Annotated in this window: 40 protein-coding genes; 36 read left to right on the forward strand and 4 right to left on the reverse strand. The window is 68.1% G+C overall.

Annotated elements, in window-relative coordinates; translation table 11 throughout:
* The first annotated feature begins 11 nt into the window (after positions 1 to 11).
* The 3 genes from ABZ953_RS06820 (at position 12) to ABZ953_RS06830 (ending at position 1,809) form a co-directional block, all read left to right on the forward strand.
* Positions 12 to 467: a hypothetical protein gene (locus ABZ953_RS06820; protein WP_361717855.1), complete on the forward strand. Its 456-nt coding sequence runs from the start codon at positions 12 to 14 to the stop codon at positions 465 to 467.
* A 316-nt stretch (positions 468 to 783) separates the two neighbouring features.
* Positions 784 to 1,176, forward strand: coding sequence for a hypothetical protein (locus ABZ953_RS06825; protein ID WP_361717858.1), 393 nt, complete (start codon positions 784 to 786; stop codon positions 1,174 to 1,176).
* Positions 1,177 to 1,200: 24 nt separating this feature from the next.
* Positions 1,201 to 1,809, forward strand: a complete 609-nt coding sequence (locus ABZ953_RS06830; RefSeq protein WP_361717861.1) for a VanZ family protein — start codon at positions 1,201 to 1,203, stop codon at positions 1,807 to 1,809.
* A gap of 219 nt (positions 1,810 to 2,028) precedes the next feature.
* On the opposite strand, the gene ABZ953_RS06835 is transcribed toward ABZ953_RS06830, so the two are convergent.
* Positions 2,029 to 2,157 (reverse strand): hypothetical protein, encoded by a 129-nt coding sequence (locus ABZ953_RS06835; protein WP_361717864.1) that lies wholly within the window; start codon positions 2,155 to 2,157, stop codon positions 2,029 to 2,031.
* On the reverse strand, positions 2,150 to 2,368 hold the full coding sequence (locus ABZ953_RS06840) for a hypothetical protein (protein ID WP_361717867.1): 219 nt from the start codon (positions 2,366 to 2,368) through the stop codon (positions 2,150 to 2,152). The genes ABZ953_RS06835 and ABZ953_RS06840 overlap by 8 nt, the downstream gene beginning before the upstream one ends.
* Positions 2,369 to 2,673: 305 nt before the next feature.
* On the opposite strand from ABZ953_RS06840, the gene ABZ953_RS06845 reads away from it, so the two are divergent.
* The 18 genes from ABZ953_RS06845 (at position 2,674) to ABZ953_RS06930 (ending at position 12,506) form a co-directional block, all read left to right on the forward strand.
* A complete protein-coding gene (locus ABZ953_RS06845) occupies positions 2,674 to 2,892 on the forward strand; it encodes a hypothetical protein (RefSeq protein ID WP_361717870.1) in 219 nt (72 codons plus the stop codon).
* Between the two features lie 52 nt (positions 2,893 to 2,944).
* On the forward strand, positions 2,945 to 3,289 hold the full coding sequence (locus tag ABZ953_RS06850) for a hypothetical protein (protein WP_361717872.1): 345 nt from the start codon (positions 2,945 to 2,947) through the stop codon (positions 3,287 to 3,289).
* Positions 3,289 to 3,504 (forward strand): hypothetical protein, encoded by a 216-nt coding sequence (locus ABZ953_RS06855; RefSeq protein WP_361717873.1) that lies wholly within the window; start codon positions 3,289 to 3,291, stop codon positions 3,502 to 3,504. Before ABZ953_RS06850 ends, ABZ953_RS06855 begins: the two co-directional genes overlap by 1 nt.
* Positions 3,505 to 3,577: 73 nt before the next feature.
* Positions 3,578 to 3,832, forward strand: coding sequence for a hypothetical protein (locus ABZ953_RS06860; RefSeq protein ID WP_361717876.1), 255 nt, complete (start codon positions 3,578 to 3,580; stop codon positions 3,830 to 3,832).
* Between the two features lie 109 nt (positions 3,833 to 3,941).
* Positions 3,942 to 4,655 carry a hypothetical protein gene (locus tag ABZ953_RS06865; RefSeq protein ID WP_361717879.1) on the forward strand — a complete coding sequence of 238 codons (714 nt, stop codon included), beginning with the start codon at positions 3,942 to 3,944 and terminating at the stop codon, positions 4,653 to 4,655.
* On the forward strand, positions 4,652 to 4,897 hold the full coding sequence (locus ABZ953_RS06870) for a hypothetical protein (RefSeq protein WP_361717882.1): 246 nt from the start codon (positions 4,652 to 4,654) through the stop codon (positions 4,895 to 4,897). Before ABZ953_RS06865 ends, ABZ953_RS06870 begins: the two co-directional genes overlap by 4 nt.
* 189 nt (positions 4,898 to 5,086) lie before the next feature.
* Positions 5,087 to 5,329 carry a DNA-binding protein gene (locus ABZ953_RS06875; protein ID WP_361717884.1) on the forward strand — a complete coding sequence of 81 codons (243 nt, stop codon included), beginning with the start codon at positions 5,087 to 5,089 and terminating at the stop codon, positions 5,327 to 5,329.
* Between the two features lie 197 nt (positions 5,330 to 5,526).
* Entirely contained in the window at positions 5,527 to 6,342 is an 816-nt protein-coding gene (locus ABZ953_RS06880; RefSeq protein ID WP_361717887.1) for a glycoside hydrolase family 16 protein, read from the forward strand.
* A gap of 112 nt (positions 6,343 to 6,454) precedes the next feature.
* The gene (locus ABZ953_RS06885) at positions 6,455 to 6,862 is read left to right on the forward strand and encodes a hypothetical protein (protein ID WP_361717890.1); all 408 of its coding nucleotides are present in this window, start codon (positions 6,455 to 6,457) and stop codon (positions 6,860 to 6,862) included.
* A 21-nt stretch (positions 6,863 to 6,883) separates the two neighbouring features.
* Positions 6,884 to 8,299 carry a hypothetical protein gene (locus tag ABZ953_RS06890; RefSeq protein WP_361717892.1) on the forward strand — a complete coding sequence of 472 codons (1,416 nt, stop codon included), beginning with the start codon at positions 6,884 to 6,886 and terminating at the stop codon, positions 8,297 to 8,299.
* Positions 8,300 to 8,314: 15 nt separating this feature from the next.
* On the forward strand, positions 8,315 to 8,602 hold the full coding sequence (locus ABZ953_RS06895; protein ID WP_361717895.1) for a hypothetical protein: 288 nt from the start codon (positions 8,315 to 8,317) through the stop codon (positions 8,600 to 8,602).
* A 21-nt stretch (positions 8,603 to 8,623) separates the two neighbouring features.
* Complete coding sequence (locus tag ABZ953_RS06900; protein WP_361717898.1) at positions 8,624 to 9,007, forward strand: hypothetical protein; 384 nt, start codon at positions 8,624 to 8,626, stop codon at positions 9,005 to 9,007.
* Between the two features lie 12 nt (positions 9,008 to 9,019).
* Positions 9,020 to 9,862, forward strand: coding sequence for a hypothetical protein (locus ABZ953_RS06905; protein WP_361717901.1), 843 nt, complete (start codon positions 9,020 to 9,022; stop codon positions 9,860 to 9,862).
* On the forward strand, positions 9,853 to 10,146 hold the full coding sequence (locus ABZ953_RS06910) for a hypothetical protein (protein WP_361717904.1): 294 nt from the start codon (positions 9,853 to 9,855) through the stop codon (positions 10,144 to 10,146). The genes ABZ953_RS06905 and ABZ953_RS06910 overlap by 10 nt, the downstream gene beginning before the upstream one ends.
* A gap of 11 nt (positions 10,147 to 10,157) precedes the next feature.
* Complete coding sequence (locus ABZ953_RS06915) at positions 10,158 to 10,868, forward strand: hypothetical protein (protein WP_361717907.1); 711 nt, start codon at positions 10,158 to 10,160, stop codon at positions 10,866 to 10,868.
* Positions 10,865 to 11,455, forward strand: a complete 591-nt coding sequence (locus tag ABZ953_RS06920; protein ID WP_361717909.1) for a 3'-5' exoribonuclease — start codon at positions 10,865 to 10,867, stop codon at positions 11,453 to 11,455. The genes ABZ953_RS06915 and ABZ953_RS06920 overlap by 4 nt, the downstream gene beginning before the upstream one ends.
* Positions 11,452 to 11,631, forward strand: a complete 180-nt coding sequence (locus ABZ953_RS06925; RefSeq protein WP_361717912.1) for a hypothetical protein — start codon at positions 11,452 to 11,454, stop codon at positions 11,629 to 11,631. The genes ABZ953_RS06920 and ABZ953_RS06925 overlap by 4 nt, the downstream gene beginning before the upstream one ends.
* A 2-nt stretch (positions 11,632 to 11,633) precedes the next feature.
* Positions 11,634 to 12,506 (forward strand): NAD-dependent epimerase/dehydratase family protein, encoded by an 873-nt coding sequence (locus ABZ953_RS06930; protein ID WP_361717915.1) that lies wholly within the window; start codon positions 11,634 to 11,636, stop codon positions 12,504 to 12,506.
* On the opposite strand, the gene ABZ953_RS06935 is transcribed toward ABZ953_RS06930, so the two are convergent.
* The gene (locus ABZ953_RS06935) at positions 12,503 to 12,673 is read right to left on the reverse strand and encodes a hypothetical protein (RefSeq protein WP_361717918.1); all 171 of its coding nucleotides are present in this window, start codon (positions 12,671 to 12,673) and stop codon (positions 12,503 to 12,505) included. The genes ABZ953_RS06930 and ABZ953_RS06935 overlap by 4 nt on opposite strands.
* Positions 12,674 to 12,758: 85 nt before the next feature.
* The gene (locus ABZ953_RS06940) at positions 12,759 to 13,103 is read right to left on the reverse strand and encodes a hypothetical protein (RefSeq protein WP_361717921.1); all 345 of its coding nucleotides are present in this window, start codon (positions 13,101 to 13,103) and stop codon (positions 12,759 to 12,761) included.
* 82 nt (positions 13,104 to 13,185) lie between these two features.
* Between ABZ953_RS06940 and ABZ953_RS06945 the strand changes: the two genes are divergently transcribed.
* From ABZ953_RS06945 to ABZ953_RS07015, 15 genes are all read left to right on the forward strand, one after another.
* Positions 13,186 to 13,494, forward strand: coding sequence for a hypothetical protein (locus tag ABZ953_RS06945; protein ID WP_361717924.1), 309 nt, complete (start codon positions 13,186 to 13,188; stop codon positions 13,492 to 13,494).
* A 9-nt stretch (positions 13,495 to 13,503) separates the two neighbouring features.
* Positions 13,504 to 13,821, forward strand: coding sequence for a hypothetical protein (locus ABZ953_RS06950; protein WP_361717927.1), 318 nt, complete (start codon positions 13,504 to 13,506; stop codon positions 13,819 to 13,821).
* A gap of 26 nt (positions 13,822 to 13,847) precedes the next feature.
* Positions 13,848 to 14,063 (forward strand): hypothetical protein, encoded by a 216-nt coding sequence (locus ABZ953_RS06955; protein ID WP_361717930.1) that lies wholly within the window; start codon positions 13,848 to 13,850, stop codon positions 14,061 to 14,063.
* On the forward strand, positions 14,063 to 14,458 hold the full coding sequence (locus ABZ953_RS06960; RefSeq protein ID WP_361717933.1) for a hypothetical protein: 396 nt from the start codon (positions 14,063 to 14,065) through the stop codon (positions 14,456 to 14,458). Before ABZ953_RS06955 ends, ABZ953_RS06960 begins: the two co-directional genes overlap by 1 nt.
* Positions 14,458 to 14,727: a hypothetical protein gene (locus tag ABZ953_RS06965; RefSeq protein WP_361717935.1), complete on the forward strand. Its 270-nt coding sequence runs from the start codon at positions 14,458 to 14,460 to the stop codon at positions 14,725 to 14,727. Before ABZ953_RS06960 ends, ABZ953_RS06965 begins: the two co-directional genes overlap by 1 nt.
* Positions 14,724 to 15,035 carry an HNH endonuclease gene (locus ABZ953_RS06970; RefSeq protein WP_361717938.1) on the forward strand — a complete coding sequence of 104 codons (312 nt, stop codon included), beginning with the start codon at positions 14,724 to 14,726 and terminating at the stop codon, positions 15,033 to 15,035. The genes ABZ953_RS06965 and ABZ953_RS06970 overlap by 4 nt, the downstream gene beginning before the upstream one ends.
* A gap of 10 nt (positions 15,036 to 15,045) precedes the next feature.
* Entirely contained in the window at positions 15,046 to 15,258 is a 213-nt protein-coding gene (locus ABZ953_RS06975; RefSeq protein ID WP_361717940.1) for a hypothetical protein, read from the forward strand.
* An 801-nt stretch (positions 15,259 to 16,059) separates the two neighbouring features.
* A complete protein-coding gene (locus ABZ953_RS06980) occupies positions 16,060 to 16,686 on the forward strand; it encodes a bifunctional DNA primase/polymerase (RefSeq protein ID WP_361717943.1) in 627 nt (208 codons plus the stop codon).
* A gap of 86 nt (positions 16,687 to 16,772) precedes the next feature.
* Positions 16,773 to 17,216, forward strand: coding sequence for a hypothetical protein (locus ABZ953_RS06985; protein ID WP_361717946.1), 444 nt, complete (start codon positions 16,773 to 16,775; stop codon positions 17,214 to 17,216).
* On the forward strand, positions 17,188 to 18,960 hold the full coding sequence (locus ABZ953_RS06990) for a terminase (protein WP_361717949.1): 1,773 nt from the start codon (positions 17,188 to 17,190) through the stop codon (positions 18,958 to 18,960). Before ABZ953_RS06985 ends, ABZ953_RS06990 begins: the two co-directional genes overlap by 29 nt.
* Entirely contained in the window at positions 18,957 to 20,423 is a 1,467-nt protein-coding gene (locus ABZ953_RS06995) for a phage portal protein (RefSeq protein WP_361717952.1), read from the forward strand. The genes ABZ953_RS06990 and ABZ953_RS06995 overlap by 4 nt, the downstream gene beginning before the upstream one ends.
* Complete coding sequence (locus tag ABZ953_RS07000) at positions 20,404 to 21,219, forward strand: hypothetical protein (protein ID WP_361717955.1); 816 nt, start codon at positions 20,404 to 20,406, stop codon at positions 21,217 to 21,219. The genes ABZ953_RS06995 and ABZ953_RS07000 overlap by 20 nt, the downstream gene beginning before the upstream one ends.
* 61 nt (positions 21,220 to 21,280) lie before the next feature.
* Positions 21,281 to 21,931, forward strand: a complete 651-nt coding sequence (locus ABZ953_RS07005; protein WP_361717958.1) for a hypothetical protein — start codon at positions 21,281 to 21,283, stop codon at positions 21,929 to 21,931.
* Between the two features lie 19 nt (positions 21,932 to 21,950).
* Entirely contained in the window at positions 21,951 to 22,910 is a 960-nt protein-coding gene (locus tag ABZ953_RS07010; RefSeq protein ID WP_361717960.1) for a phage major capsid protein, read from the forward strand.
* Positions 22,910 to 23,941 (forward strand): glycosyltransferase family 4 protein, encoded by a 1,032-nt coding sequence (locus ABZ953_RS07015; RefSeq protein WP_361717963.1) that lies wholly within the window; start codon positions 22,910 to 22,912, stop codon positions 23,939 to 23,941. The genes ABZ953_RS07010 and ABZ953_RS07015 overlap by 1 nt, the downstream gene beginning before the upstream one ends.
* Positions 23,942 to 23,950 lie beyond the last annotated feature (9 nt).

Consider the following 23,950-nt stretch of genomic DNA (forward strand, 5'->3'; position numbering starts at 1 on the left):
AAGGAGCCTCGATGACCAGTCCGCTGCCTCAGCGGTACCAGCGCTACGCCGCCCCCGCCGGGCAGCGACCCGTCTACCCTGCCGCGGTCGAGCTGCACGGCGAACGCGAGGCGGTCGTATGGGTGCCGTCCGCCGAACGGCCCGGCGAGATGGTCGCCATCCCCAAGAGCTACTACGTGCAGCCCGAGCCCGCAGGCCCGCCCCGCGACCTGACTCCGCAGCCACTCCTCGACCGACAGGCTCAGCGAATGGTCGGCGGCGGCATCGGAGCCGGCGCGGCCGGTGCAGGTGTGGGCTGGGGCTTCGGCCAAGCCGCTGCGGGCATCGCCACCTTCGGCGGCTCCAGTGCCGCTCTCGTCCTGCTCCTCCTTCTGCTGGCCGCCCGCATCGGTGGACGCCGCAGCGGCGACACGATCACCGTCTACAACCACACCAGCTGGTGGGGCAGGAGCTCCACCCGAATCTGAAGGAGACCCCGATGCCTCAACTCCCCAACTCCAGAAGCCTGGCCACTGCGACGGCTGCGTCCATGGCCGCCATCGGCGCCGCCACGGCAGGCGCGATCAGCGTCGGAGCGTCCGGCCCCGTGACCGTTGCGACCGCGGTCGCCGCCTTCGGTGCCGCGGCCGTCACCGGATCGGTGCGACTCGGTGCGAAGCGGATCGTTCCTGCTGGTGGCCGGTGCACTCGGGCGGGTGAACATCCCGGTGTGGCGCTGGATTCCTGCTCGTCGCGGCCGTGATGCTGGCCCGTACCGGTGGGGTTCGACGAGGGGAAGCGTCTGTGAAGCGACAGCTCGGCACCATCTGTGCGGTGATCTTGTTGGCGGCAGGGAGCCTCGGCATGGCGCCGCCCGCGGTCAAGGACCCCGACGGCTGCGGGAAGACGGACCGCGGGTGGCTGTGCATGACCAGCCCCGCCGGCGGCCACAAGCCGGGCGTGTACAAAGCCCACTACGCCCGCCACCAAGGCCCGGAGATCACCGTCAAGCTGGGCTACGAAATCAAGATGAAGCGCACCGGGATCATCGCCGAGTCGAAATGGCTCGGCAGTAAGAAGACCCGCAACGGCTACGCGGCCTTCTCCAAGCGCCTGCCGATGGGTAACGACGCCTGCATCCGGGCGAAGATGAAGCACCGCGGCAAGTTCTACATCTCCAAGTACCTCGACTGCTGACCCGGCGGGGCAGGGGAGTCCGGCGTGTGGCGCATCGTCTTCTATGTGAACGCGTGGACGGTGTCCCTGTTCCTCGCAGCCGTCGCCGCGGTCGCCGCCGGGCTGGGCGTGTGGCGCCGGATGGCGCCGCACCAGCAGCGTCGGGCAACCCGGGTGATGTGGGCGGCATGTCTGGTGGCAGCGCTGGCGGCCACCGTGGTCCCGGACCGGCCGATCGGCTCCGGTGTCCCCTACGTCGCCCTGGTCCCGGGTGAGGGGTTGTGGGGGAGCCGCGCCGACTACCTGTACGCCAGCGAACGGCACATGATCCTCGTGCTGCAGACCGCCAACGCCGCCATGTTCGTGCCCCTCGGCCTGTTCGCCTACGCGGCAGCCCGGCGCCCTTCCGTGCTGCGGGTCGTTGGGGGCTGCCTGGCCCTGAGCGTGTTCATCGAGGCCGTGCAGCTGGTGATGAACGCGGGCCGGGTCGTCGACATCGACGACGTCATCTTCAACACCACGGGGAGCTTGATCGGCTGCCTGCTGGCGAAAGCCGCGTGGGCGGCCACAGGGCCCACGGGCGAGAAGGCCGCGGGCCGGCATGCCGCGCAGACGCACCCACTCCGGTCATGGCTGGGGCAGTTCAGGGACTGACGGGCCTCCGCCCCGTCGTGCGGGTACGGCGCGGGCCATCCACCGGTCGTCGCTGAGGAGCCGGGGCAGCAGGGACGGCTCGAGACCGAGCCGGGCACACAGGAGATCCAGGGCCTGTCGGCACTCCCGCTCCGTGTCAGCGTGGACTCCGAAGCGGACTGCCATGACGGCAGTGTGACGCGCCAGGCGGGGGAGCAGGGCGGGAACCGTTGAAGTTGCCTACCGCCGGCGCCGGAAGTGCAGCCACAGACGGGCAGCGACCAGCCCCAGGACTACGATGCCGACGGTGATCTGCGCCCAGCGGGGGAGAGCGCCCGAGCCGGGCAGGTAGAGGGCGAGGTCAGTCATCGGAGCCTCGCTCGTCGCGGGTGCGGCTGTCACCGTTGATGTCCTTGCAGATGGTGCGGGCGCGCTCGTGGTTGAGGCGAGCCCAGCGGCCGATCTCTCGGAAGCTTCTCCCGTCGAGGCGTGCGGCAGCGATGTCCTCGTTGAGGGCCTTCTTGGCTTGCTCTACTGCCGCTGCTCGTTTGGTGAGCTGCTTCTCCCAGTCGGTGGTCATGAGCTGCATGGTCTCATGCCCGGTGTCTGTTTCCTAGACGGGTTCCGTCTAAGCCGTAGACAGTCAGCAAGTGTCGTGCCATGGTGTGTATGTCTAGAAAATAGACACCCGGAGTCGGTCATCAACCTGCAGGAGGAGCCATGGAGTTCATCGTGGAAGCCGTCCGCTGGATGTGGGGCTACAAGGTCGTGATGGTCGCCCTCGCCGCCGTCGTTGCTGTGCTCGTCGCCGTGGACATCGCGAACCGGCCCGAGCGCTGACAGCCGACCGACTCGCGCTCGCCGCCTGACTGGAGATCGCAATCCATGAACCTGAAACTCATCATGCCCATCAACACGGTCGGCGGACTCTCCCTGGGGCGGCGCAGTTGTGGCGTGCACTACGACCCGGTGTCGACCCAGCGCGTAATCGGCGAGCACGTCTACATCTTCCGGACGCTGCCGGAGCGGAGCGACGTATGGCGCTCCGAGATGCCCGACGAACACGGCGGCTACCGCTGGGCCCTCGCCCAAACCTACCGCTGACACCACGTCACCGTTGCCCACCCCGCTGCCTTCGACGCGTAAGGAGAACGCCATGCCCGACATCATCGACAACAAGGATCGTGAGTCCGCCCGTGACGAGGCCGCTTCGCGCAGCATCCGCCCCGTCATCGAGCACGCCCTGGCCGTCTACTACGACGGCAACGCCGAGCTCGCCCGCACCCTCGTCGACCGCCTGCTCGACGAGAACCGACCCCAGCCGCCGGGCGGCCACCGGTACAGAGTGAGGGAACTCGGCCCGCGCAGCTTTGTCGTCCACGACAACGTCAGCCAGCTCGACTGCGACATGACCTCCACCGGCCGGGCAGCGCAAGCCGACGCCGACCGCCGGAACGAGGCCGTCCGGGCCGACCTCGACGCGACGGACGGGAGGCCGTGATGGCCCTGGGAGAAACGGTGCAGTGGTGTACCGATCGCGGGCACCCCTTCATCACCTACGACCCGTCGGGCGACCGCAGCTACTGCCGGTGCGGCCAGCAGCAAGAGCAGGGCGATAAGCCGATGGACTGGCAGGCGAAGCGCGACGTCTTTCACTCGTGCCAGCCGGACGAGCCGTGCCGCTGCTACGTCAGCGGAACGAAGGCCCCGCAGTGACCGGCGCACCTCCGCCAGTCGCCTTGCTGGCCCGCGACTGGGGTGACCGCTATGACCGAGACGAGGACTGGGCATGAGGAAGCTGTGGCGACGTCTGACGACACCGAAGAGCCCGGACTGCGACCGGTGCGGAAACCCCACGGGGAAGCCGTTTCTCTACAACATGCCGCGCACACCGTGGCGTTGTGAACCGTGCGAGGACGAGGTCACCGACATCATGCTGCGCATAGGTCATGAGCGATCGGTCCGCGACATCGGCTTCGATGTCGAAGCGGGACTCGCTGACCTCTTCCTGCGCCTCGGGCCGCCGCCGAGCAAGGACGAGTGACCGTCCGCCACCGGGGCCCCAGCTCGTCATCGGGCCAGCGTTGTCAACCCGTCGTGCATCATTGGCTCAACGCACCCCCTGCTTCCCCGTGCCACCCGAGGAGCCTGCCGTGCACGACTACCCCAATGACCTGGACGACTATGTGTGGCCTGTCTGCGTAACCCCCGGCTGCAGACGGCAGCTTTGGGTCAGCGAGACCGGCAGACGGGCTTGCAGGCCCTGCGAGGACGCCACGAGCAAGCGACTCGCCGACCTCCCCAACCTCTTCCGGCGACTGGACACGACCGCGTCCCTGATGCGGGGTGCGCGACGAATAGGCGGCGGGGGCGGCGGTTCGAAGAACCCGCCGATCCCGCCCCGCATGGAAGTCCTCGCACTCGTCGGCCCCGGGGGCGTCGCGGCCCGGCTGTCGGCGATCGAGGACTCATGGCGGAAGGCTCTCGGATGGACCGTCGCATCCTGGCGCGGCTCCCCGGCGCAAGCCGTCCCCGAGCACGCCCGTTTCCTGATCAACAACTTGCCGTGGGCTGCCGACGCCTACGAATCCGTCGGCCAGGACATCGACGACCTCCGCAAGCTCCACAGCAAGTGCAAGGCCATCGTCGACGACGAACGGCGTCCCGGCCGTGTCCAGATCGGCTTGTGTCCGGCCCGCTACGACGACAGCCTGTGTGGGCAGCCGCTCACCGCATCCGCCGCATCCCACCGCGTCCGCTGCCTGGCGTGCGGGTCACGGTGGGAGACGCTGGGGGAGTGGCGCCAACTGCGGGCCGCGCAGGAAGCTGTAACCGAGCAGCACCGACAGGCGGGAGCCGCAGCATGAGCGAGCAGACCGAAGAGCAGCAGGCCTTCCCGCCCGAGGGGCGGAGGCAATTCATCCCCGCCGAGCGCGGCGACTTCACCACCTCCAGGCCGAGACGGGACAACGCGGCCCTGGCCATCGCCTACATCCGCAGCCACCACTTCCCCGGCATAGCAACCGGACCCGCCTACGCCGACCACGCGGGCGACGAGGACGGGACGGCCCATGTCGACTACCCGGAGGGCGGAGATGTCGGCGAGTAGGAGCGCGAGCGTCATCGTCCAGGCGGGCCGCATCTACGTGCGTCTCTCTGGGGGAGTGGCGCAAGAGCTCCAGAGTTGAACTACTTGCCCTCTGAGCAGGGCGAGCATATCTTGGTCTCAAGATGCGTTAGTTGTGACTTGAGGGGCCGCCGGGAAGGCGGCCCTTCTTGCATGCTCGGGGGTGGACGAATGCCCGGACTCCTCATCCCCGTAGACCTCGCAGCACACGTCGCCGGACGCCCCGAAGCGACCATCCGCCGCTGGGCCGCCGAAGGCCGGCTCACTCGACACCAAGACCGCTGGCGTCGAAAGAACGGGGTCCTCTACGACATGGACGAGATCCCCGAAGCGATCCGCGACAAGGACACGCTCGCGCTCATCGAGCCCGGCGGCACTCCGCCCGTCATCGAGACGGCCCTGCTCGCCGCCTGAAATCCCCTGCGCTGGTGGTCGCGCAGGCGGGCCTTGTAGCGCCCCCAGCGCTCGGCCCTCGCTGTCCGCCCGGCCGTGGGGGCCGGGCGGACACCAAACCCAGGGCGGCCGCTCATACGCCCCGCCGCCCCGCAGCCTGGCCCAGCGCCCCACCCCGCCCCAGGCTGCGGGACCCCTTTCGTGGAGGAGGTGACGGGATGAGGCGTGCTCTGACCGTGCTCGGCGTAGCCGCCGGGTTCCTCGGCGCGAGCGTTGTCGCACCGGCCGCTGAAGCCGCCCCAACCTGGCGCCTGAAGTTCTCCGACGCGTTCAACACCCCGGTGGGCAAGGGCCGGTTCACGGACTGCGGCCACTACGTCGACACGCCGAAGGCTTACTGCGGCGGGCTGTCGGGCAGTGTGCGGGCGAACTGGTGGGCGTACCCGAAGGGCTGGCCCGACACCGCCACGCAGCGCCGGTATCCGGTCGGCGGCATCTACGACCCGGCGTCCACGGTGTGGATCTCGGGCGGACAGATGCACATCCGCATGTGGCGCGGCCCCTCCGGGCCCATCCACTCCGCCGCCGTCGTACCGAAGAAGCTGTGGGGCCAGAAGCACGGCAGGTATGAGGAACGCTTCCGGGTCTCCAAGGTCGCCGTCGGATACAAGAGCGCGCACCTGCTGTGGCCCGTCGTCGACGCGACCTGCCCCAACTGCGAAATCGACTACCCCGAACTCGAGTGGACCGAGACCATCCACGCCTTCACCCACCCCAAGGGCGGCGGCGAGCAGGACGCCTTCGACACCAGGCAGTCCTGGACGTCATGGCGGACCTCGGTGATCGAGTGGAAGCCCGGCGAAGTCCGCTACTACCTCGACGGCCGCCTCATCGGCCACTCCACCCGCGGCATCCCCGACAAGCCCATGAGCTGGATCATCCAGAACGAAGCCGCGCTCAACGAGGACCAGGCGCAGCCGAATTCGGCTGCGCAGATGGATATCGCCTACGTCAAAGCCTGGACCTGGAGCTGAAAGAGGCCGTCATGCCCACTGAGTACGTGCTGCGGCTGGAGGCCTCCGGCGAGGTCACCCCCGCCCCACCCGACCCTGATGCCGACACCCCGGAGCCCGAGGAGGGCGACCAGTGACCGCAGGACTCGCCCCCAGCCTCGTCAGTGGATGGCTCAACACCTTGCGCACCACGGGTAACGGCGGCGCCGCGTACAGCGCAGTGGCCGGCACATTCGTACAGCTCCATACCGGAGACCCCGGCGCGGCAGGCACCTCCAACGTGAGCGTCGGTTCCACGACCCGCAACACCTTCATCTTCTCCAGTTCGTCGTCAGGGTCCGCCCTGTCGCTGGGCACTCCGCCATCGGCGTGGACGAACGGCGGCACGTCAGAGACCCTCACCCACATCTCGGTGTGGACCGCGTCGACGTCCGGGACATTCCTGGGGTCCGTGGCGCTGACAGCCTCGAAGGCGTGGGCCTCCGCCGATACATTCACGCTCGCCACGCTCACGGCGGCATTGACGCCACAGGCTGCGTGACGCCCTGACGCGGAGGGCGCCGTGACGACCTTCACCGACGACTTCAACCGCGCCGACAGCACGAACTTGGGCGCTGGATGGGTGCAGGTCTCCGGCACCTGGTCGATCGTCTCCAACCGCCTGTCGTCGGGATCCGCAGGCGGCACGATCATCCTGCGTGCGGCCGGGGCGCTGGCCAGCAACGACAACTCCGCCCAGGTGACGATCGCCGTCACGGCAGCCGTCAGCCACGGCGTCTGGTGCCGCGGCAACACCAACCTCACCAGCGGCTACCTGTGGCGCAACGACGGCTCCTCGTGGACCCTCTTCGCCGTCGTCGGCGGCTCCTTCATCAGCATCGGCAGCTACGCCGCAGCCGCGGTCAACGGCGATGTGGCGAAGGTTCAGGCCGTCGGCTCGACGATCAAAGGCTTCGTCGGCGGGGTCCAGCGCGTCTCGGTCACCGACACCAACGTCGCCACCGGCACGAGCGTCGGCCTCCGCGCCGAATCCGTCAGCGCACTCCGCTTCGACGACTTCACCGGCGCGGACGTCACCACCGGCACCACAGGCGACGCAGCCCTCTCAGGCGCCGCCACCCTGACCGCGTCGGGACTCCGGGCCACCGCCGGCTCCGCCGCCATCGCCCCCACCGCCACCCTGACGACATCCGGCATCCGCGCAACCGCGGGCAACGCGGCCCTCGCGGCCACGTCAACCCTGACCGCAGACGGAATACGGGCCACGACCGGAGACGCCGCCCTGGCGCCCGCAGCCAACCTGACAGCGAACGGAACCCGGGGCACCACCGGGGCGGCAGCTCTTACCGCGACGGCAACCCTCGCCGCCACCGGACAGATCACGGTCGTCGGCGACACCGCACTCACGGCCACAGCAGACCTCACGGCGACCGGACTACGCGGCGCCACCACCACGACGGACCTGGCCGCCACCGCGGCCCTGGCGGCCACCGCACAGGTGGGCCGAACCGGGCAGGCCGCGCTCGACACCACCATCAACCTCACCGCGAGCGGAACACGCCAAGCACAGGCCGACACAAGCCTGGCCGCCACGGCCCTCCTCACCACACAGGGGCAGGTCGACCACCACAGCACCGCCACCCTGACAGCCACCGCCACGCTCACCGCGGACGGGGTCACGGGCACGCCACCCGTCCTCGGCAACGCCACCCTCACGGCGACAGGCACCCTCTCCGCAACCGGAGACCGCAAGACAGCCGCAGGGGCCGCCCTGGCCGCCACAGCGACGCTCACCGCCGCAGGAGCGACAGCAACCGCCGCCGGCGCCGCGCTCAGCGCAACCGCCACGCTCACGGCCAGCGGCACGACGCTCTCCACCCACGACGACATCGACATCACCGTCGGAGCACCCCACAGCCTCTGGTCGGCCGGGGAGCCGCACACACCCGCGTGGACCGTGCTCCCGCCGCATCTGTGACCGGGGGTGGTGCGTGTGCAGATCCCCGCCAGCAGCACCGAGTACCTGTACATCCCGGTGGACGCGCATGACGGCGTCGACCTCACCGCAGCCCCGGTGAAGGTCGCTGCCGTAGCGCACCGCGACAACCCGTCCGGCGACGAGTGGCAGACAGCCGACTGGGTGGGCGGCGAGGCCCGCGTCCTCATCGGTCCCGGCAGCGAACTCGTCCTCGCCCGCGGCGACTACCGAGTCTGGGTGTCCGTCGATCCTCCCGGCGCCGAGAACATCACCCGCAACGCCGGGCACCTCGGCGTCACCTGATCTGGAAGGAGGGCAGGCGGCATGGCCGACGCACTCTCGAACACCGCGGAAAACCGGGCCCTCGACTGGCTCATGGGGACATCGACCACCGCGCCGACGCTGCCGCTGAAGGTCGCCCTGGTCACCGCCAACGGCTCCGACTCGGCGGCGGGCACCGAGTCGACCGGCGGCTCTTATGCACGGAAGAACCTCGCAGTCGGCGCCTCCTCATCCGGCGCCACCTCTAACAGTGCGGACATCGTCTGGACCGGAATGCCCGCCGGGACGATCGTCGGCGTTGAAATCTGGGACAGCGCAGGCACCCCCATCCGCTGGTGGTACGGGGCCCTCACCACCCCCCGCACCCTCGCCTCCGGCGATGAGTGCCGTTTCCCCGCAGGCGCCCTCGCCGTCTCCCTGGCGTGATCGGGGGCGGCAATGGCCCTGATCGGCACACTCGTTGACACCTTCAACGACAACATCATCGGGCCCGACTGGGGCAACAGCTACGGCGGCGCCCTGGAGACGGGCGGCCGGGCGCGGCTTCCGTGCGTGGCAGGCCAGTACTCCGGCTACCAGACCGCCAAGGCCTGGACGCTGGCAGGCAGCAGCGCCTACGTCCAGCTCCCCGTCGCCGCTGCGTCGAACAGCGCCACTGTCGAAGCCCAGACCGCCTTCAACATCATCCAGGCGACGGCGGGAACCTACCTCGCCATCAACATCAACACCGTTGCGGGAACGATCCGCTTCGAAAACAACGTCGCCTACACCGACGGCTCGGCGACCTCCCTCACCTACAACTCCACCACCCACGCCTGGCTCCGCATCCGCGAAACCGGCGGCACCCTCTTCTGGGACACCTCCACCGACGGGTCCTCCTGGACGAACCGGCGCTCCATCTCGACCCCAGCCTGGGTGACCAGCAGCGTCAACGCGGTCGCCGTCGAGCTGCAGAGCTACCGCAACAACGGCACCACGAACTTCGCCGAGTTCGACAACTTCAACACCGCAACATCCTCAGCCGCCGTGCACTTCCTGTCCGCCAGCCTCACCTCCGACGGCACCCTCACCGCCGGGCTCACCCCCTCCGCGGTCCTCGGCGCCAGCCTCGAAGCCGGAAGCAGCCTCGACGCCGCTGTCACCCAAGCAGCCGTCCTCAGCGCCACCCTGTCCGCCGACACCCGCCTCAGCGCGCAGACCGACGCCGCCGCCCGCGACGACCTCACCACCCACGTCGGCAGGCCGCAGAGTGGATGGACGGTGAGCCAGCCGTGGATCTAGCCGCCCTCAGCACCGAGTTCGTCAAGGTCACCGTCGTAGCGAAGGCGGGCGGCGCGTCGATCAACCCCGCCGTCCCGCCAGCCTTCGCGTTCCTCGCCGACGGTGTGACGCCCGAAACCGGGGACTGGCTGACCGGCGAGTGGCTCGCCCCCCACGCCCGTATCCTCATCGGCCCCAACGGGGGCAGCACCACCCTTGAGCCCGCCGACTACAAGGTGTGGATCAAGTTCGCGGGCGGCTCCGAAACCCCCATCCACCGCACCGGCACCCTCACCGTCTACTAGGAGCCCGCGCCATGCCCGACGACCTGCTCGTCATCATCCCCACCCGAGGCAGGCCGCAGGCCGTCCCGGAGATCGTGCAGGCGTGGGACGACACCGGCGCCACCGCTGATCTGCTGTTCGCCGTCGACACGGATGATCCGGAGTTGGCCGCGTACAAGCAGCACGCCGCCGCGTACAAGGCGGACTCGCGGGTGCGGTTCACGTTCGGCAAACGGCGGCGCCTCGTCGGCACGCTGAACGCGCAGGCGGTCAAGGCGGCGAAGACCTACCGGTTCCTCGCGTTCATGGGCGACGACCACCGTCCGCGCCCGGCGGCGATGGCGTGGGATGCGCGGATCCGGGAGTGCCTGTCGGGCGGTCCCGGCATCGTCTACGGCAACGACCTGCTCCAGAGCGAGGCCATGGCGACAGCCGTGGCGATGACGTCGGACATCGTCGAGACGCTGTCCTACATGGCACCTCCGGCCCTGGTGCATCTCTGCGTCGACCTGGTCTGGGTTGAGTGGGGTCGCGGCATGGGGCGGATCACGTACCTCGACGACATGGTGATCGAGCACCTGCACCCCGCCAACGGCAAGGCGCAGGTGGATCAGGGCTACGAGGAATGCAACAGCCCCGACCAGGTGGCTACCGACTCGGCCGCCTACTACGACTACCGCGACAACGGCGGCCTCGAAGCCGACCTGGTGAAGCTGCGGAAGCTCGTCGAGGAGGCCGCATGACCGCCCTGGACTACGACTGGGAGTTCCTGGAGGACGGAAAGACCATCGAACCGATCTCCATCGGGATGGTCGCCGACGACGGGCGAACGTACTACGCGGTCAACGCGCGCCTCGCCTCCCATGGCTGGAAAGGTTGGCGCCTCCGTCGCCGCATCCGGAAGCACAAGTGGCTGATGGAGAACGTCATCCCGCACCTCCCGAAGCCGAGTGGCGACTGGAACCTCCACATGCCGAAGTCGTGGCTGTTCAACTACCACGACCCGGCCGTGAAGCCCATGCAGCAGATCGCCGATGAGGTGCAGGCGTTCATCCTCGGCACCGATCCCGACGAACTCCCCGACGTTGAACTCTGGGCGAACTACGGCAGCTACGACCACGTCTGTCTCGCGCAGATGTGGGGCCGCATGATCGACCTCCCCGAGGGCGTCCCCATGTTCACCAACGACGTGCAGCAGGAAGCCCGGCGCCAGGGCCTCTCCTGGAAAGACCTGCCCAAGCAGGAATCCGGCGAGCACAACGCGCTGGCCGACGCCCGCCACAACCAGGTCGTCCGGCGCTGGCTGGCCAGCAGGCAGGAGACCTCGTGACTGCCGCCGACGTCATCACCCCGTGGAAGCCCCGCCCCGACGAGAACGCCCACTGGCTCAATAACGGGACGCTGTACGGCACCGCCAGCGCGTGGTTCCACGGCGAGTACGCCTTGCATCGATTCCCCGAGCCCGGCTGGGAACCCGACATCGCTCCGATCGAACCACGGGGGTAGGCGTGCGCGTCCTCCTTACCGGTCACCGTGGCTTCGTCGGCCGCCACCTTGAGTCGGCCATGGTCGAGCGCGGCTGGACGGTCACAGGCATCGAGTTGGCCTACCCGTTCCTGTACGACGCCCTTGACTTCTTCCGCGAGGACGACAGCCGATTCGACCTCGCGATTCACTGCGCGGCGATCGTCGGCGGCCGAGCCAGCATCGACGGCTCACCGCTCGGCGTCGCCACCAACCTCGCGTTGGACGCTTGGTACTTCCGGTGGCTCGTCCGCACGAAGACCCCGCGAGCCGTGTTCTTCAGCTCGTCGGCGGCCTATCCGGTCGCGCTCCAGCAGCCGGGTCCGATCCACCGGCTCGTCGAGACGGACATCGACTACGCGCAGCCCGGACGGCCCGACGCCACGTATGGCCTCGCCAAGCTGGCAGGGGAGCAACTCGCCCAGTACGCCGAGGCTGAAGGCTGCCGCGTCCACATCCTGCGGCCGATGTCGGGCTACGGCGAGGACCAGGCGGACTGTTATCCGTTCCCCGCGTTCATCCGCCGGGCCCGCGAGCGGCAGGATCCGTTCGAGATCTGGGGCGACGGCAGCAGCACCCGCGACTGGATCCACATCGACGACCTCGTCGGCGCCACCCTCGCGGCCGTCGACCAAGACGCCACCGGGCCCATCAACATCGGCTGGGGCCGGGCGACATCATTCGATGAACTCGCCCAGCTAGTCACGGCGGAGGCTGGCTACCAGCCCAAACTGAAGCACCTCGCGACCGCACCCCAAGGCGTCCACCACCGGGTGTGCGATCCGAAGCGGATGCTCGACGTGTACCAGCCCAAGGTCGAACTCGAAGAGGGCATAGCGAGAGCATTCGGCGGCTAGACGTCCTCGGCGTGCTGCTTGGCGTCGTGTATCGCGCCAAGCCGCTCCACCACGTCACGGTCGGTGAAGACGACTGTTGCCCACGCGCGACCGTCGTCGTGAGGCTTGGCGCAGGTGTAGCGGAACCCCGTCTCCGCGAAGATGCTCTCAACCTCCGCGATCGACACGGCGACCTCCCAACGCTGCGACCACTGCCGTGAGCGCCTCATGATGCGTATCCACGAACACGCTGACCCTACGGAACATGCGCCATCACCAGCTGGTCACGCGGGGCGCGAGGTTGTTGGACTCGTACTGCGACCACACCGTGATGTGCTGGAAGCCCAGCTCCTGCAGCCGCTCCTCCAGCTCGGCGGGGCGCGCATAGTTCCAGCCGACCCAGATCACGGCGCCGCCCGCCGCCTTGGTGCCGCCCTGAAGGGAATCCCAGTCGTCGCGAGCGAGGGAGACGACGGGGGCGCTGACGATCGCGTCGGGCTTCCCGGTGGTCTCGCGGATCACATCGGCGATGGCATCGGCGACCTTCGGAGCGACATCCTCGGCCGGACCGTCGTCGCTGTCGCCGACGACGACGAACAAGCTGGTCACGCTGCTCATGCGGTAGACCCCTCACTGCTCGGCGGCATGGATCCACCGTACCGAAACGCCCACCACCTGACCCCACGGAAGGCCCGCGCCCATGGCTGCCTCCACCTTCACCCCCGTCCACAGCAACCATCACGGTAACGGCGGCGATGTGCCCTGGCAGATCATCGTCGGCTACATCGCCGTCGGGCTGATCGGCTGGCTCGTCACAGCCGTCCTCGTCATACGCCACGAGCAGGCGAAGAGCGGCAAGCCCGCCGACGTTGACGACAAGATCATGGCCGTCGCGATGGGCTTGGTCACCTGCGTCGGCTGGCCGCTCGTCATCGTGGGCTACGGCGTATGGAAGGCGATCGAAGCCTTCACGCGCCAGCCGGTGAACATGACCAAGCGAGACCGGTAGGACGCGACGATGCCAGCGGACTACGAACCCGCGTTCAGCAAAGACGACGACGGAATGACGGTCTGCGTAGACGGCTTCCACGTCAAAACGGTCCCCAGAGCGGATCGCGCCGAGCGAACCGAACGCGACGACGGCTACAACTTCTACGACGTTCACGGATCGTTCGTCGGCTACAGCCCGGACTGGCTGCTCCAGCGCATCGCCCACGACAAGGCGCTGAGTGTCGAGTTCGGCAAGCTCCTGAATCAGACCTTCGGCAACGCCACCCCGCCCATCACCACCAGTGACGTGCCCGCCGCACTACGCGGCCCCCGCTGGAAGCCGTAACCGACCACCCCACAGGAGCCCGCGCCATGGCTACCAACCTGCCCCGCTACCGAGAACTCGCCTCCAGCACCCTCAGCCAGGCAGCGACACACCTCAACGCCATCCCTACAGGCAACGTCGCCAGCGCAGAGATCCAGGCCCGCGCCACCAACGCCCAGGCCGTCGCGACCGTCGCCATAGCCCAAGCACTCCTGGAGATCGGCGACATCCTCCGCGAGAACCTCCGACGAGGTGACGCCTGATGGCCCGCATCCAGATCCTCGAACTCCCCATGGTCCACGTCGGAGACGCCACCGAGACGCCGTTCATCCTCGTCATCGACCAAGCCAGCGAAGACGTTGCCAGCACTCTGGACGGGCCGGATGGAGAAGACGTCTCCTACGCCACAGCGATCAAGCGTCTCGGCAGCCCGTCACTCGCCGAGCAGATCGGCGCCCGCGCCGTCCTCGTCTTCGCGGACACCATCGACATCCCCGCCAACGACGTACCCGTCGGACCTGACGACGCGTTCAAAAAGGACGTGCAGGACTGGGCCGCAGGCACGAACAAGACGCTCACACGGATCGTCGAAACCCTCAGCCACCCCAGGAAACGGGCGCCTCGAAGCGACACCGAACGCAGCCCCGAGGAGTACTGATGACCGTCGTAAACATCCGCGTAGCCGAGGCTCTGCTGCCCTTCTTCGAGACAGCCTTTCAGGCGCTCGGGGCCACCGAGATCAACCGGACTGCCGCCCCCGACGACGCATACCTGACCATCGTCACCGTCGACATGCCCGGAGCGCCCGCCGAAGCGCACACCATGGACGCAGACCTGACGTTCGCCACCGGCCGCCCCGTGCATATCGAGACCGCCACCTACCTCGACGTACACGGCGTGGAACTCGGCACCGTAACGTACCCGTGAGCGGCGGCTGGCAGGGCAGCACGAGGCGCAGCCGCCTCCCCTCGAACTGGGCGAGCGAGATCCGACCCGCCGCTCACGCCCGCAACCCCGAACACGTCTGCCACCTATGCGGACTCCCGGGCGGCGACTACCTCGACCACAAGACGCCCGGCGACGACCACAGTCCAGAGAACCTCGACTGGGTCCACGACCGCGTACCGCCGCACTGCCATCGCTACAAGAGCAGCGCCGAAGGCCACGCAGCCAAAGCCGCCAACCCCAAGCCCGGACGCAAGCGGCCCGCCGAGCAGCACCCCGGAATCCTGTGAAGGGGTGACCATGCCCGCATACCTGATCATCCACCCCAGGGACCAGCGCAAAGACGACGCCCTGATCCAAGACGACGACCTCACCCTCACCTTCCAGGGCAGCTGGGCCATCCTCACCGACAGCCACGGCGTCTGCTTCGCCACCCCATCAGGGCAAGGCGCCAGCATCCAACGCGTCGACCAGGAGCCCGAAGACCAGACGCCCACGCTGCACAAGGAGTGACCCACCGTGGCCAGCAAGGGACGAGGCAACCGCAGCCGACGAGGGAACGCTCAGACCCTCCGGAACTACTGGACCACCGGACAGGGCGCAGCCAAGATCAGATGGGGCGCAGGCGGCGACTTCAACCGCTGCGTCAGGACCGTATCCAAGTACCTCGGAGGCCGAGCCCGCGGATACTGCGCACTAAGGCACAAAGCAGCGACAGGCATGTGGACCTCACAGCACGCGAAAGCCATGCGAGGCGGACGGCGACGCTAGACCACCCCACGAAGGAGCGCACCGCCGCCCCACAGGGTGGCCTGACCGGCGTGCCGCCCCGAGGCCGGCCGGGTGCGCCTGCCTCGGCCGTGCCGGTCGCCCCACCATGGCGTCGTGCGCCATGGGCGCGGAGCAGCGACGGGGATGACAGGACAGCAGACACGAATAGCGAGAACCTTTCGCAATCCAATTAGTATTCAATTTCGCATTGAATTCAATCAGGTAAATTCGAATGCGAAGGATGCCTCGTAAAGCTGCGTGACTCCAGTCTGGAATGGCCGCCATAATGCTGCGCAGTTCACTCCTGCATTCATGCGATAATGGCGCGAGTGATCGCTTCGATAACCGGGGGGATATCCCCCCTATAGGCAATTCCAGGGATCGGGGCCGTATAGCACCTGACAACGCCCCCGGGTTTCCAGGGCGCTGACCTGCGGTGATGTCAGGCTTGATCTAAGCGCCTCGCGCACCCCGATGTCTCGACTCCATAACTGTCCAGGTCAGGGAGCTGTAGCCGTTAACTCGGCTCGGTAGACTGGATGCATGTCAGGGACGCGGAAGCGGTGCGAGCACTGTGGTGGGGACCTGCCGGTGATGCACCGGTCGGACCGCCGCTACTGCACCGACTCCCACCGCGTCCTCGCAGCTCGGGCCCGTAAACGCGCTCGCGACGAGGCCCTAGCCGACGAGCAGCAGGCCCGTATCCCGGCCGAGTTGACCGCCTGTTCTCGCTGGGTGCGGCACAAGGACAAGATCCCGATGCGCACTGACGGCCGCTTCGCTTCGGTGACGGACCCGTCGTCCTGGTCCGACTTTGCCGCAGTGGCCGCCTCGCGGACGGGTGATGGCCTCGGTTTCGTACTGACGGCCGGCGACGGCATCGTCGTCGTCGACCTGGACCACGCGGTCGAGCGCGGCCGGGTCCTTCCGTGGGCTCAGGCGATCGTGGACCAGTTGCCGCCGACGTACATGGAGCGCGGCCGGTCCGGCCAGGGCCTGCATCTATGGTTCCGCGGTGCGGTGGAGCATGGCCGTCGTATCCGTCGGGGGGCGTTGGCGTTCGAGGTGTACTCGGATCGCCGTTACATGATCGTGGGCGACCGGGTTTCGGGTACGCCTCTCAGTCTTGCCGAGCTGCCTGACGCGGCCGGTTTGATCGCCTCGCTCTGACGCCCCGGCGGCGTCCCCGAGTTGGGGCGCTGTCGTTTCCAGCCCTCTGTGCGCCCTGGTGGCGTGCTCTGACCCTGGAGGTCGTCATGGGCGCACGTGGACCTATCGGTAAGCGCTCCGAGGAGCGCATGGGCCATCGCTCGAAGGAAGAGAAGGACACGATCACGAAGGCCCCGTCGGGGACTCCGGATGACCTTCCGGATCTGCCGGATCCGAGTCCGCTGTGGGATCCGATCGCAGCGGACTGGTACCTGTCGCTGCGCAAGTCGGGGCAGGCCGCGTTCTACCAGCCGTCGGACTGGGCGGTTGCCCGGTACGCCGCGGAGCTGATGTCGCGAGTGCTGGACTGCTCGGAACGCGGCCCGAACGGCCAGTTGGTGGCAGCCCTGAACTCGGTGATGGCGTCGCTGCTGACGACGGAGGGCGACCGCCGCCGGGCGCGCATGGAGCTGGAGCGGAAGAAGCCGTCGGCTCAGGCGGATGCTGATGTGACGGTGCTTGATGACTACCGCTCCGCCTTCAGCGGCTGAGGGCGACGAGGTCGTTCCGGATGTCATCACCCCTTTCGCCATGGGGCCCTCCTGGACGAAGAACGAGGCCGGCGACTACATACAGCCGGAGTTCACCCTGGGCCACCACGTGTGGCGCTGGGCTGAGCGCAACCTGCAACAGGGTGCTGGTCGGCCGTGGCGGTACACGTCGGAGCAGATCCGCATCCTGTTCTGGTGGTATGCCATCGACCCCGAGACGGGTGACTTCACCTACCGGGACGCGGTGCTTCAACGCCTTAAGGGCTGGGGAAAGGACCCGTTCGGGGCGACGCTGTCGGCGGCGGAGTTCGTAGGGCCGTGCCGATGGAAAGGTCGCGTCGCCAAGCCCGGTGAGATCCGCGGGGTTCCGACCGGGCAGCCCATTGGGGAGGCCCACCCGGAAGCGTGGGTGCAGATCGCCGCGGTGTCGAAGGATCAGACCCGCAACACGATGATCATCTTCGGTTCGCTGTTCACGAAGGAAGCCAAGGCCGAATACGGCATCGAGGTGGGCAAGGAGATCGTCTACGCCCACAAAGGGCTCAGCCGGATCGAGGCAGTCACCTCGTCACCGCGATCCCTCGAAGGCGGGCGCACGACGTTCACCCTGCTTAACGAGACGCACCACTGGATCGAGTCGAACCAGGGCCACGAGATGGCCGCGACGATTGAGCGGAACGCCACCAAGTCGGCTGACGGCTCGGCCCGCACCTTTGCGATCACCAACGCGTTCGAGCCCGGCGAGGACTCGGTCGCCGAGCAGACCCGCGACGCCTACGAGGCGGCGGAAGCCGGGCGCGCCGAAGACACGGGGATCCTCTACGACTCGCTGGAAGCCCCGCCAGAGGCGAAGCTGACGAAGCCCTGGCTGGAGAAGGTACTTCTGGCGGTCCGGGGCGACTCGGTGTGGCTGAACATCCCGCGCATCATCAAGTCGATCCTCGACGTTCGCAACCCGCCGAGCCGCTCTCGCCGCTTCTGGTTCAACCAGATCGCCGCGGCTGAGGATGCGTGGATGGCCCGCTACGAGTGGGACGCCTGCAAGCGTGATGACCTGCACCTCGAGGATGGCGACGAGATTGTCCTCTTCTTCGACGGTTCCAAGTCGGACGATGCGACGGGCCTTGCTGCGTGCCGTATGTCGGATGGGCTGGTGTCGACGCTGGGGGTGTGGCAGAAGCCGCCGAATTGGCCGGCGCCGGACACGCCCGGTTACGTACCGTTCCAGGTGCCGCGCGAGGACGTCGATGGTGTCGTCGTGAACGCGTTCGCCCGGTTCAAGGTGCTGGCGTTCTTCGCCGACCCGGGCTCCGGCAAGGATGACGACGGCGAAATGTACTGGGACGTCTTCCTGGACCGGTGGGGTCAGACCTTTGCGAAGAAGCTGCTGCTGCGCGCTGTGACGGCGGGCCCGAGGGCTCACGCGGTCCGCTGGGATATGCGCGATCGCCGCAATCAGGAGACGTTCACCGATGCGGTGAAGCGGACTCGTGAGGATGTGCTGCAGCGGACCCTCGTGCATGACGGCCATAAGGTGATGCGCACCCATGTGATCAACGCCCGTCGGCGGACGAATGCTTGGGGGATCACGATCGGCAAGGAGCACCGGGAGTCCGCCCGGAAGATCGACCTTGCGGTCTGCATGGTCGGGGCCCGGATGCTGCGGCGGTTGGTCTTGAACAGTCCGAAGAATCAGAAGCGCTCCACCGTGCGCGGCAAGGGACGGGTGGTGGTGCTGCGGTGACCGTCTCGATTCCTGATCTTCCGTTGGTGTATCTGTCGGATGACGAGCTTGCGCTGATCGCCATGCTGCGGGCGGACATGCTGCGGGATCGGTGGACGCTGCAGTTGCGGGATGCCTATTTCGGCGGTGAGCAGATGGTCCGTGACCTCGGCATCTCGATCCCGCCGCAGTTGCAGAACTTGCACACGGTGATCGGTTGGCCGCGGGTCGGTGTCGAAAGCCTGGAGGAGCGCCTCGACCTGGAGGCGTTCCGGTGGGCGGACGGCGCCGATTCCTCGGAGCTGACGGAGATCGCTGAGGCCAACGACTTGTTTGACGAGTCGAGCCTCGCGCACCTGGACGCCCTGGTGTACGGCCGTGAGTATCTGGCGGTCGGCTCCGGCGATTGCGGCGGCGACTGTCCGCCGCTGATCTCGGCGGAGTCGCCGCTGGACATGACGTTGATGTGGGATGCCCGTCTGCGGATGGGGACGGCGGCGCTGCGTGAGTGCGCGGCCGACAGTTTCATCGAGTCGGGTCCCGAGGAGCGGATGCTTGTCCTCTATCTGCCGGATCAGACGGTGATGTGCTTGCCGTCGGAGTCGGGCGGCTGGGAGGTCGTCGACCGCGACATGCACGGCCTCGGGGTCGTTCCGGTCGTGCGGATGGCTAACCGTCAGCGGACCGCAGACCGGGTCGGCAAGTCGGAGATCACCCCCGAGGTCATGTCGATCACGGATGCTGCGTGCCGCCGGCTGATGGGCATGGAGGTGGCCTCCGAGTTCTTCGGCGCTCCCGCCCGATACATCCTGGGCGCGTCCGAGTCCGCCTTCCAGGACGCCGAGGGCAACACCAAGAGCGCCTGGGAGACGTACATCGGCCGCGTGCTCGCACTGGAGCGGGACGAGGACGGCAACGTGCCGACGGTCGGGACGTTCCCCGCCCACGACCCGTCCGGGCAGACGAAAATCATCGACCTGTACGCGCGCATCATGGCGTCACAGATGTCGGTGGCCCCGCACGTGCTGGGCTACAGCAGCGACAACCCGGCCTCCGCTGATGCGATCCGTTTCGCCGACAACCGTCAGGTAAAGAAGGCCGAGCGGCGCATCCGCCGCTTCGAGGCTGCCTGGCAGCAGGCCATGCGGCTCGCCCTGTGGGTGCGCGACGGCGAACCGCCGGACAAGACCCGCCGTATCGAGACGGTATGGCGCAACCCGGCGACTCCGACCGTGGCGGCCCAGGTGGACGCCACCGTCAAGCTCGTCCAGGCGAAGATCCTGCCCCCAGACTCGGACGTGACGCTGGAGATGGCCGGGTTCACGGAGCCGCAGCGGCAGCGGATTGCCGCGGACCGGCGTCGCACGGCGGGCCGGGAGGGCAGCAGTGCGCTGCTGGATCGCCTGGCGGAGCTTGGTTCGGGCGCCGGTGGCGTGCTGTCTGCGGAACCGTCGGAGGCCGATCTTGGCGTCGACGACCTCTGACGGCACGGTAAGCGTCGTCCGCTGGCGGCGTGCCCAGGTCGGGCTGTCGGCGATGCTCCTGCGGGACCTGCGCGGCCTCCGCCGTCTGATCAATCCGGATCGCCTGCAGACAACGGTCCCTGTGTGGATCGAAGCGGTGGCGGCCCTGGTGGCCCGCTACTCGCAGGTGGCGGCGACCCTCAGCGCCGACTTCTACGACGGCGAGCGGGATGCGGCCGGGGTGCCGGGGACGTTCACGGTGCCGCTGGCTGATGGGCCGCCGGACGAGCAGACGTCGAAGTCCCTGCGCTGGGCTACGAAGGATCTGTGGCCGCGCGAGGAGGGCAGGGCCAGCGTCGCCCAGTTGGAGCCGATGGACGTCCGTTTGGAAGCGGCTATGTCGAAGGCGGATGGGGCCGTTGACCGGCTGGTGCTGAACGCCGGCCGGAACACGGTGACGGAGGCAGTCCGGAGGGACGGCGGAGCCATCGCCTACGCGCGGGCCGCGGCTCTCGGCTGCTGCTCGTTCTGTGCCTTGATGTCATCCCGCGGTGCGATCTACAAAGATCGCGGAGCGGTTGGCGAGGATGCCAACGAGCGGTTCGTCGGCGACGACAGCGTGATCAAGTACCACAACTACTGCCGCTGCCAGCCGCTTCCCGTCTTCCGTGGCCAGTCTTTCGAGCTGTCGCCGAAGGCCCGTGAGTGGGATCGCATCTACCGCGAGTTCGCCCGGGGCAATCCGGGTCAGCAGTTGCAGCTCTTCCGGGCGGCGCTCGCCGAGCAGCGCGCTCAAGCCGATCCCGGATCTTTCTGAACTCTGGTCGCCCTGGTGGCGGCCTTTCTCATTTCCACAGCCCCTGGAGGGCCGATCCGTCATGCCTGAAGAGACCGAGACGACCGAGCAGCAGACCGACACCGGCACCGAGGAGACCGTCGAGGAGACGGCGACCGAGGAGAACGGCACCGAGACCGCGGAGGACGCCCCGGAGGCGGACGCCGAGGTCGAGGAGAAGCCGTTCGACCGGAAGCAGGCCGAAGCGAAGATCCGCAAGGCGAACTCGGAGGCCGCGAACCTCCGCAAGCGCCTGAAGGAACTGGAGCCGAAGGCCGCCGAGCTGCAACGCATCAAGGACTCCGAGAAGTCGGAGTCTGAGCGCCTCAACGACCAGCTCTCCCGAGCGAACGAGCTGGTCACCAGGACCCGTACCCGTCTCGTTGAGGCGCGCGTGCAGGCCTTGGCCGGCGCGCAGGTGGCTGAGAGGGCGGCGTTTACGGATCCCGAGGACGCGGTCGGTCAGCTCGATCTCAGCTCGTACATCGACGGTGATGGCGACATCGACGAGGCGGCTATCGAGGTCGACCTCCAGGCGCTTTTGGAGCGCAAGCCGCATTGGGCGAAGAGCCAGCCCCCGGAGGGCCCGCGGCGCCCGGCACCGGACCGCACTCAGGCGTCCGGCGCCAACAAGCAACGGTCCCCCAACCCCGAGGACGAGTTCGAGGGGTTCATAAAGGCGCAGCTCAAGTAGCTGCTGAAAGCAGGCAATCATGGTGGCTACGGCCCCGCTCAAGCTCTCCGATGTCAATGCGGCACTGCTGCCTCGCACGCTGACGGCCCCGATCTTCGAGAAGTCGGTGGAGCAGTCGGCGGTGATGGCGCTGGCGCGCCGGGCGCCGCTGGCGATCGACGCGACCACGTCGGTGCCGATCCCGATGGATGTGCCGACCGCGGACTGGGTCGGCCAGGCGGCGAAGAAGCCCCTGTCGACCTCGTCGGTCGGCGTGAAGCAGATGACGGCGAAGAAGCTCGCCGTCCTCATCCCGGTCGCCGAAGAGGTCGTCATGACCAACGCGGGCGGCCTGTGGACGCAGCTTCAGACGGACCTGCCGACAGCATTCGCGCGTGCCTTCGACCACGCGGCGATCCACGGCAAGACGATGAAGGGCGCGGCCGGCCCGTTCGACGACTACCTGGCCGAGACCACCAACGCGGTGGCGCTGGGAACGGCGACGCAGGGCACGGGCGGCATCTGGGCGGACCTGGTGACCGGCATGGAGAAGGTCATCGACTCGGACTGGGACTACACCGGTACGGTCGCGGACCACCGGCTGAAGCCGAAGCTGCTGCTGGCGACCGATACGACCGGCCGCCCGATCCTCGTCGACACGACCACGCCGGGCACGAACATGGCGTCAGCCGGAACGCTGATCGGCGAGCCGCTCGCCTACTCGCGTAGCGTTTCGGGCAAGCAGCGCCGCCAGTCCGCGTCCAGCGACTCCGGGCTGCGCGGCATCGGCGGCGACTGGTCGCAGGCGGCGTTCGGTGTCGGCATGGACATCACGGTGCGGATCTCCAAGGAGGCCACCTATGTCGACGAGGACGGCGGCGTGCACTCGGCGTTCCAGGAGAACCTGGTGCTGCTGCTCGCGGAGGCCTTCTACGGTCTCGTGCTCGGCGACACCGATGCGTTCGTGAAGTTCACCGGTACGCCGTCTGGTAGCGCCTGATGGCAGCCGTCCCGGCTTCCGCGCCGGGCGGGACGGCCAAGCCGCTGAAGATCGTGGCCAGGGTGCACGCATTTCCGCCAGAGCACAATGCGGGCGCCGAGCACATGCTCGTGTCGATGCTGCGTCCTCTGGTGGATCGCGGGCACGACGTATCCGTGTGGCTGTCTCGCTACGGCGGGGCCCACGAGGAGTACGAATACCGGGGTATCAAGGTCATCCCTCTGGAGTCGCGGCTCGACTACCCGACGGCGATCCGCCGGGCGGATGCGGTGCTGGCGCATCTGGAGACGGTCCCGTCGACGGCGTCTCTGGCCCGCGGCTACGGCAAACCGCTGGTCGTGGTCTGCCACAACACGCACCGTCCGACCTTCCGGGACGCCGCCGCGGGCGGGACCGCTCTGGCGGTCTACAACAGCCAGTGGATGGAGCGGGAGGCAGAGCTGTTCTTCGCCGAGTACCCGAAATCCATCCGCCCCGAGCAGTCGCTGATCGTGCGCCCGCCGGTGTTCGCCGAGGACTATGCGACGAAGCCCGGCAAGGCGATCACGCTGGTCAACTGCAATCCGGAGAAGGGCGGCAAGGTGTTCGCTGCCCTCGCCGAACGGATGCCGGATCAGCAGTTCCTCGCGGTGCGCGGCGCCTATGGGGCGCAGCTCCTCCCGGACCTGCCCAACGTCGAGATCGTCGAGCACGTCGACGGGCAGGACATGCGGGAGAAGGTGTACACCCGCACCCGCGTCCTGCTCATGCCATCCTCCTACGAATCGTGGGGGAGGGCTGGCGTCGAAGCACTGGCGTCGGGCATCCCCGTTCTGGCGCACCCCACTCCGGGGCTGTGTGAGTCGCTCGGCGAGGCCGGGATCTTCGTGGACCGGGCCGACATCGACGGCTACGAGGCGGTCCTGCGGAAGCTCGCGACGGCCGCCGAGTACCGGCTCGCCAGCAAGCGCGCCAAGGCTCGCTCGGCGGAACTCGATCCGTCGGCCGACCTTGCTGCCTGGTGCCAAGCCGTGGAAGCCCTGCCAGCCTAGGAGGCTCCC

Source organism: Streptomyces sp. NPDC046465, from assembly GCF_040646035.1.
Taxonomy (GTDB): Bacteria; Actinomycetota; Actinomycetes; order Streptomycetales; family Streptomycetaceae; genus Streptomyces.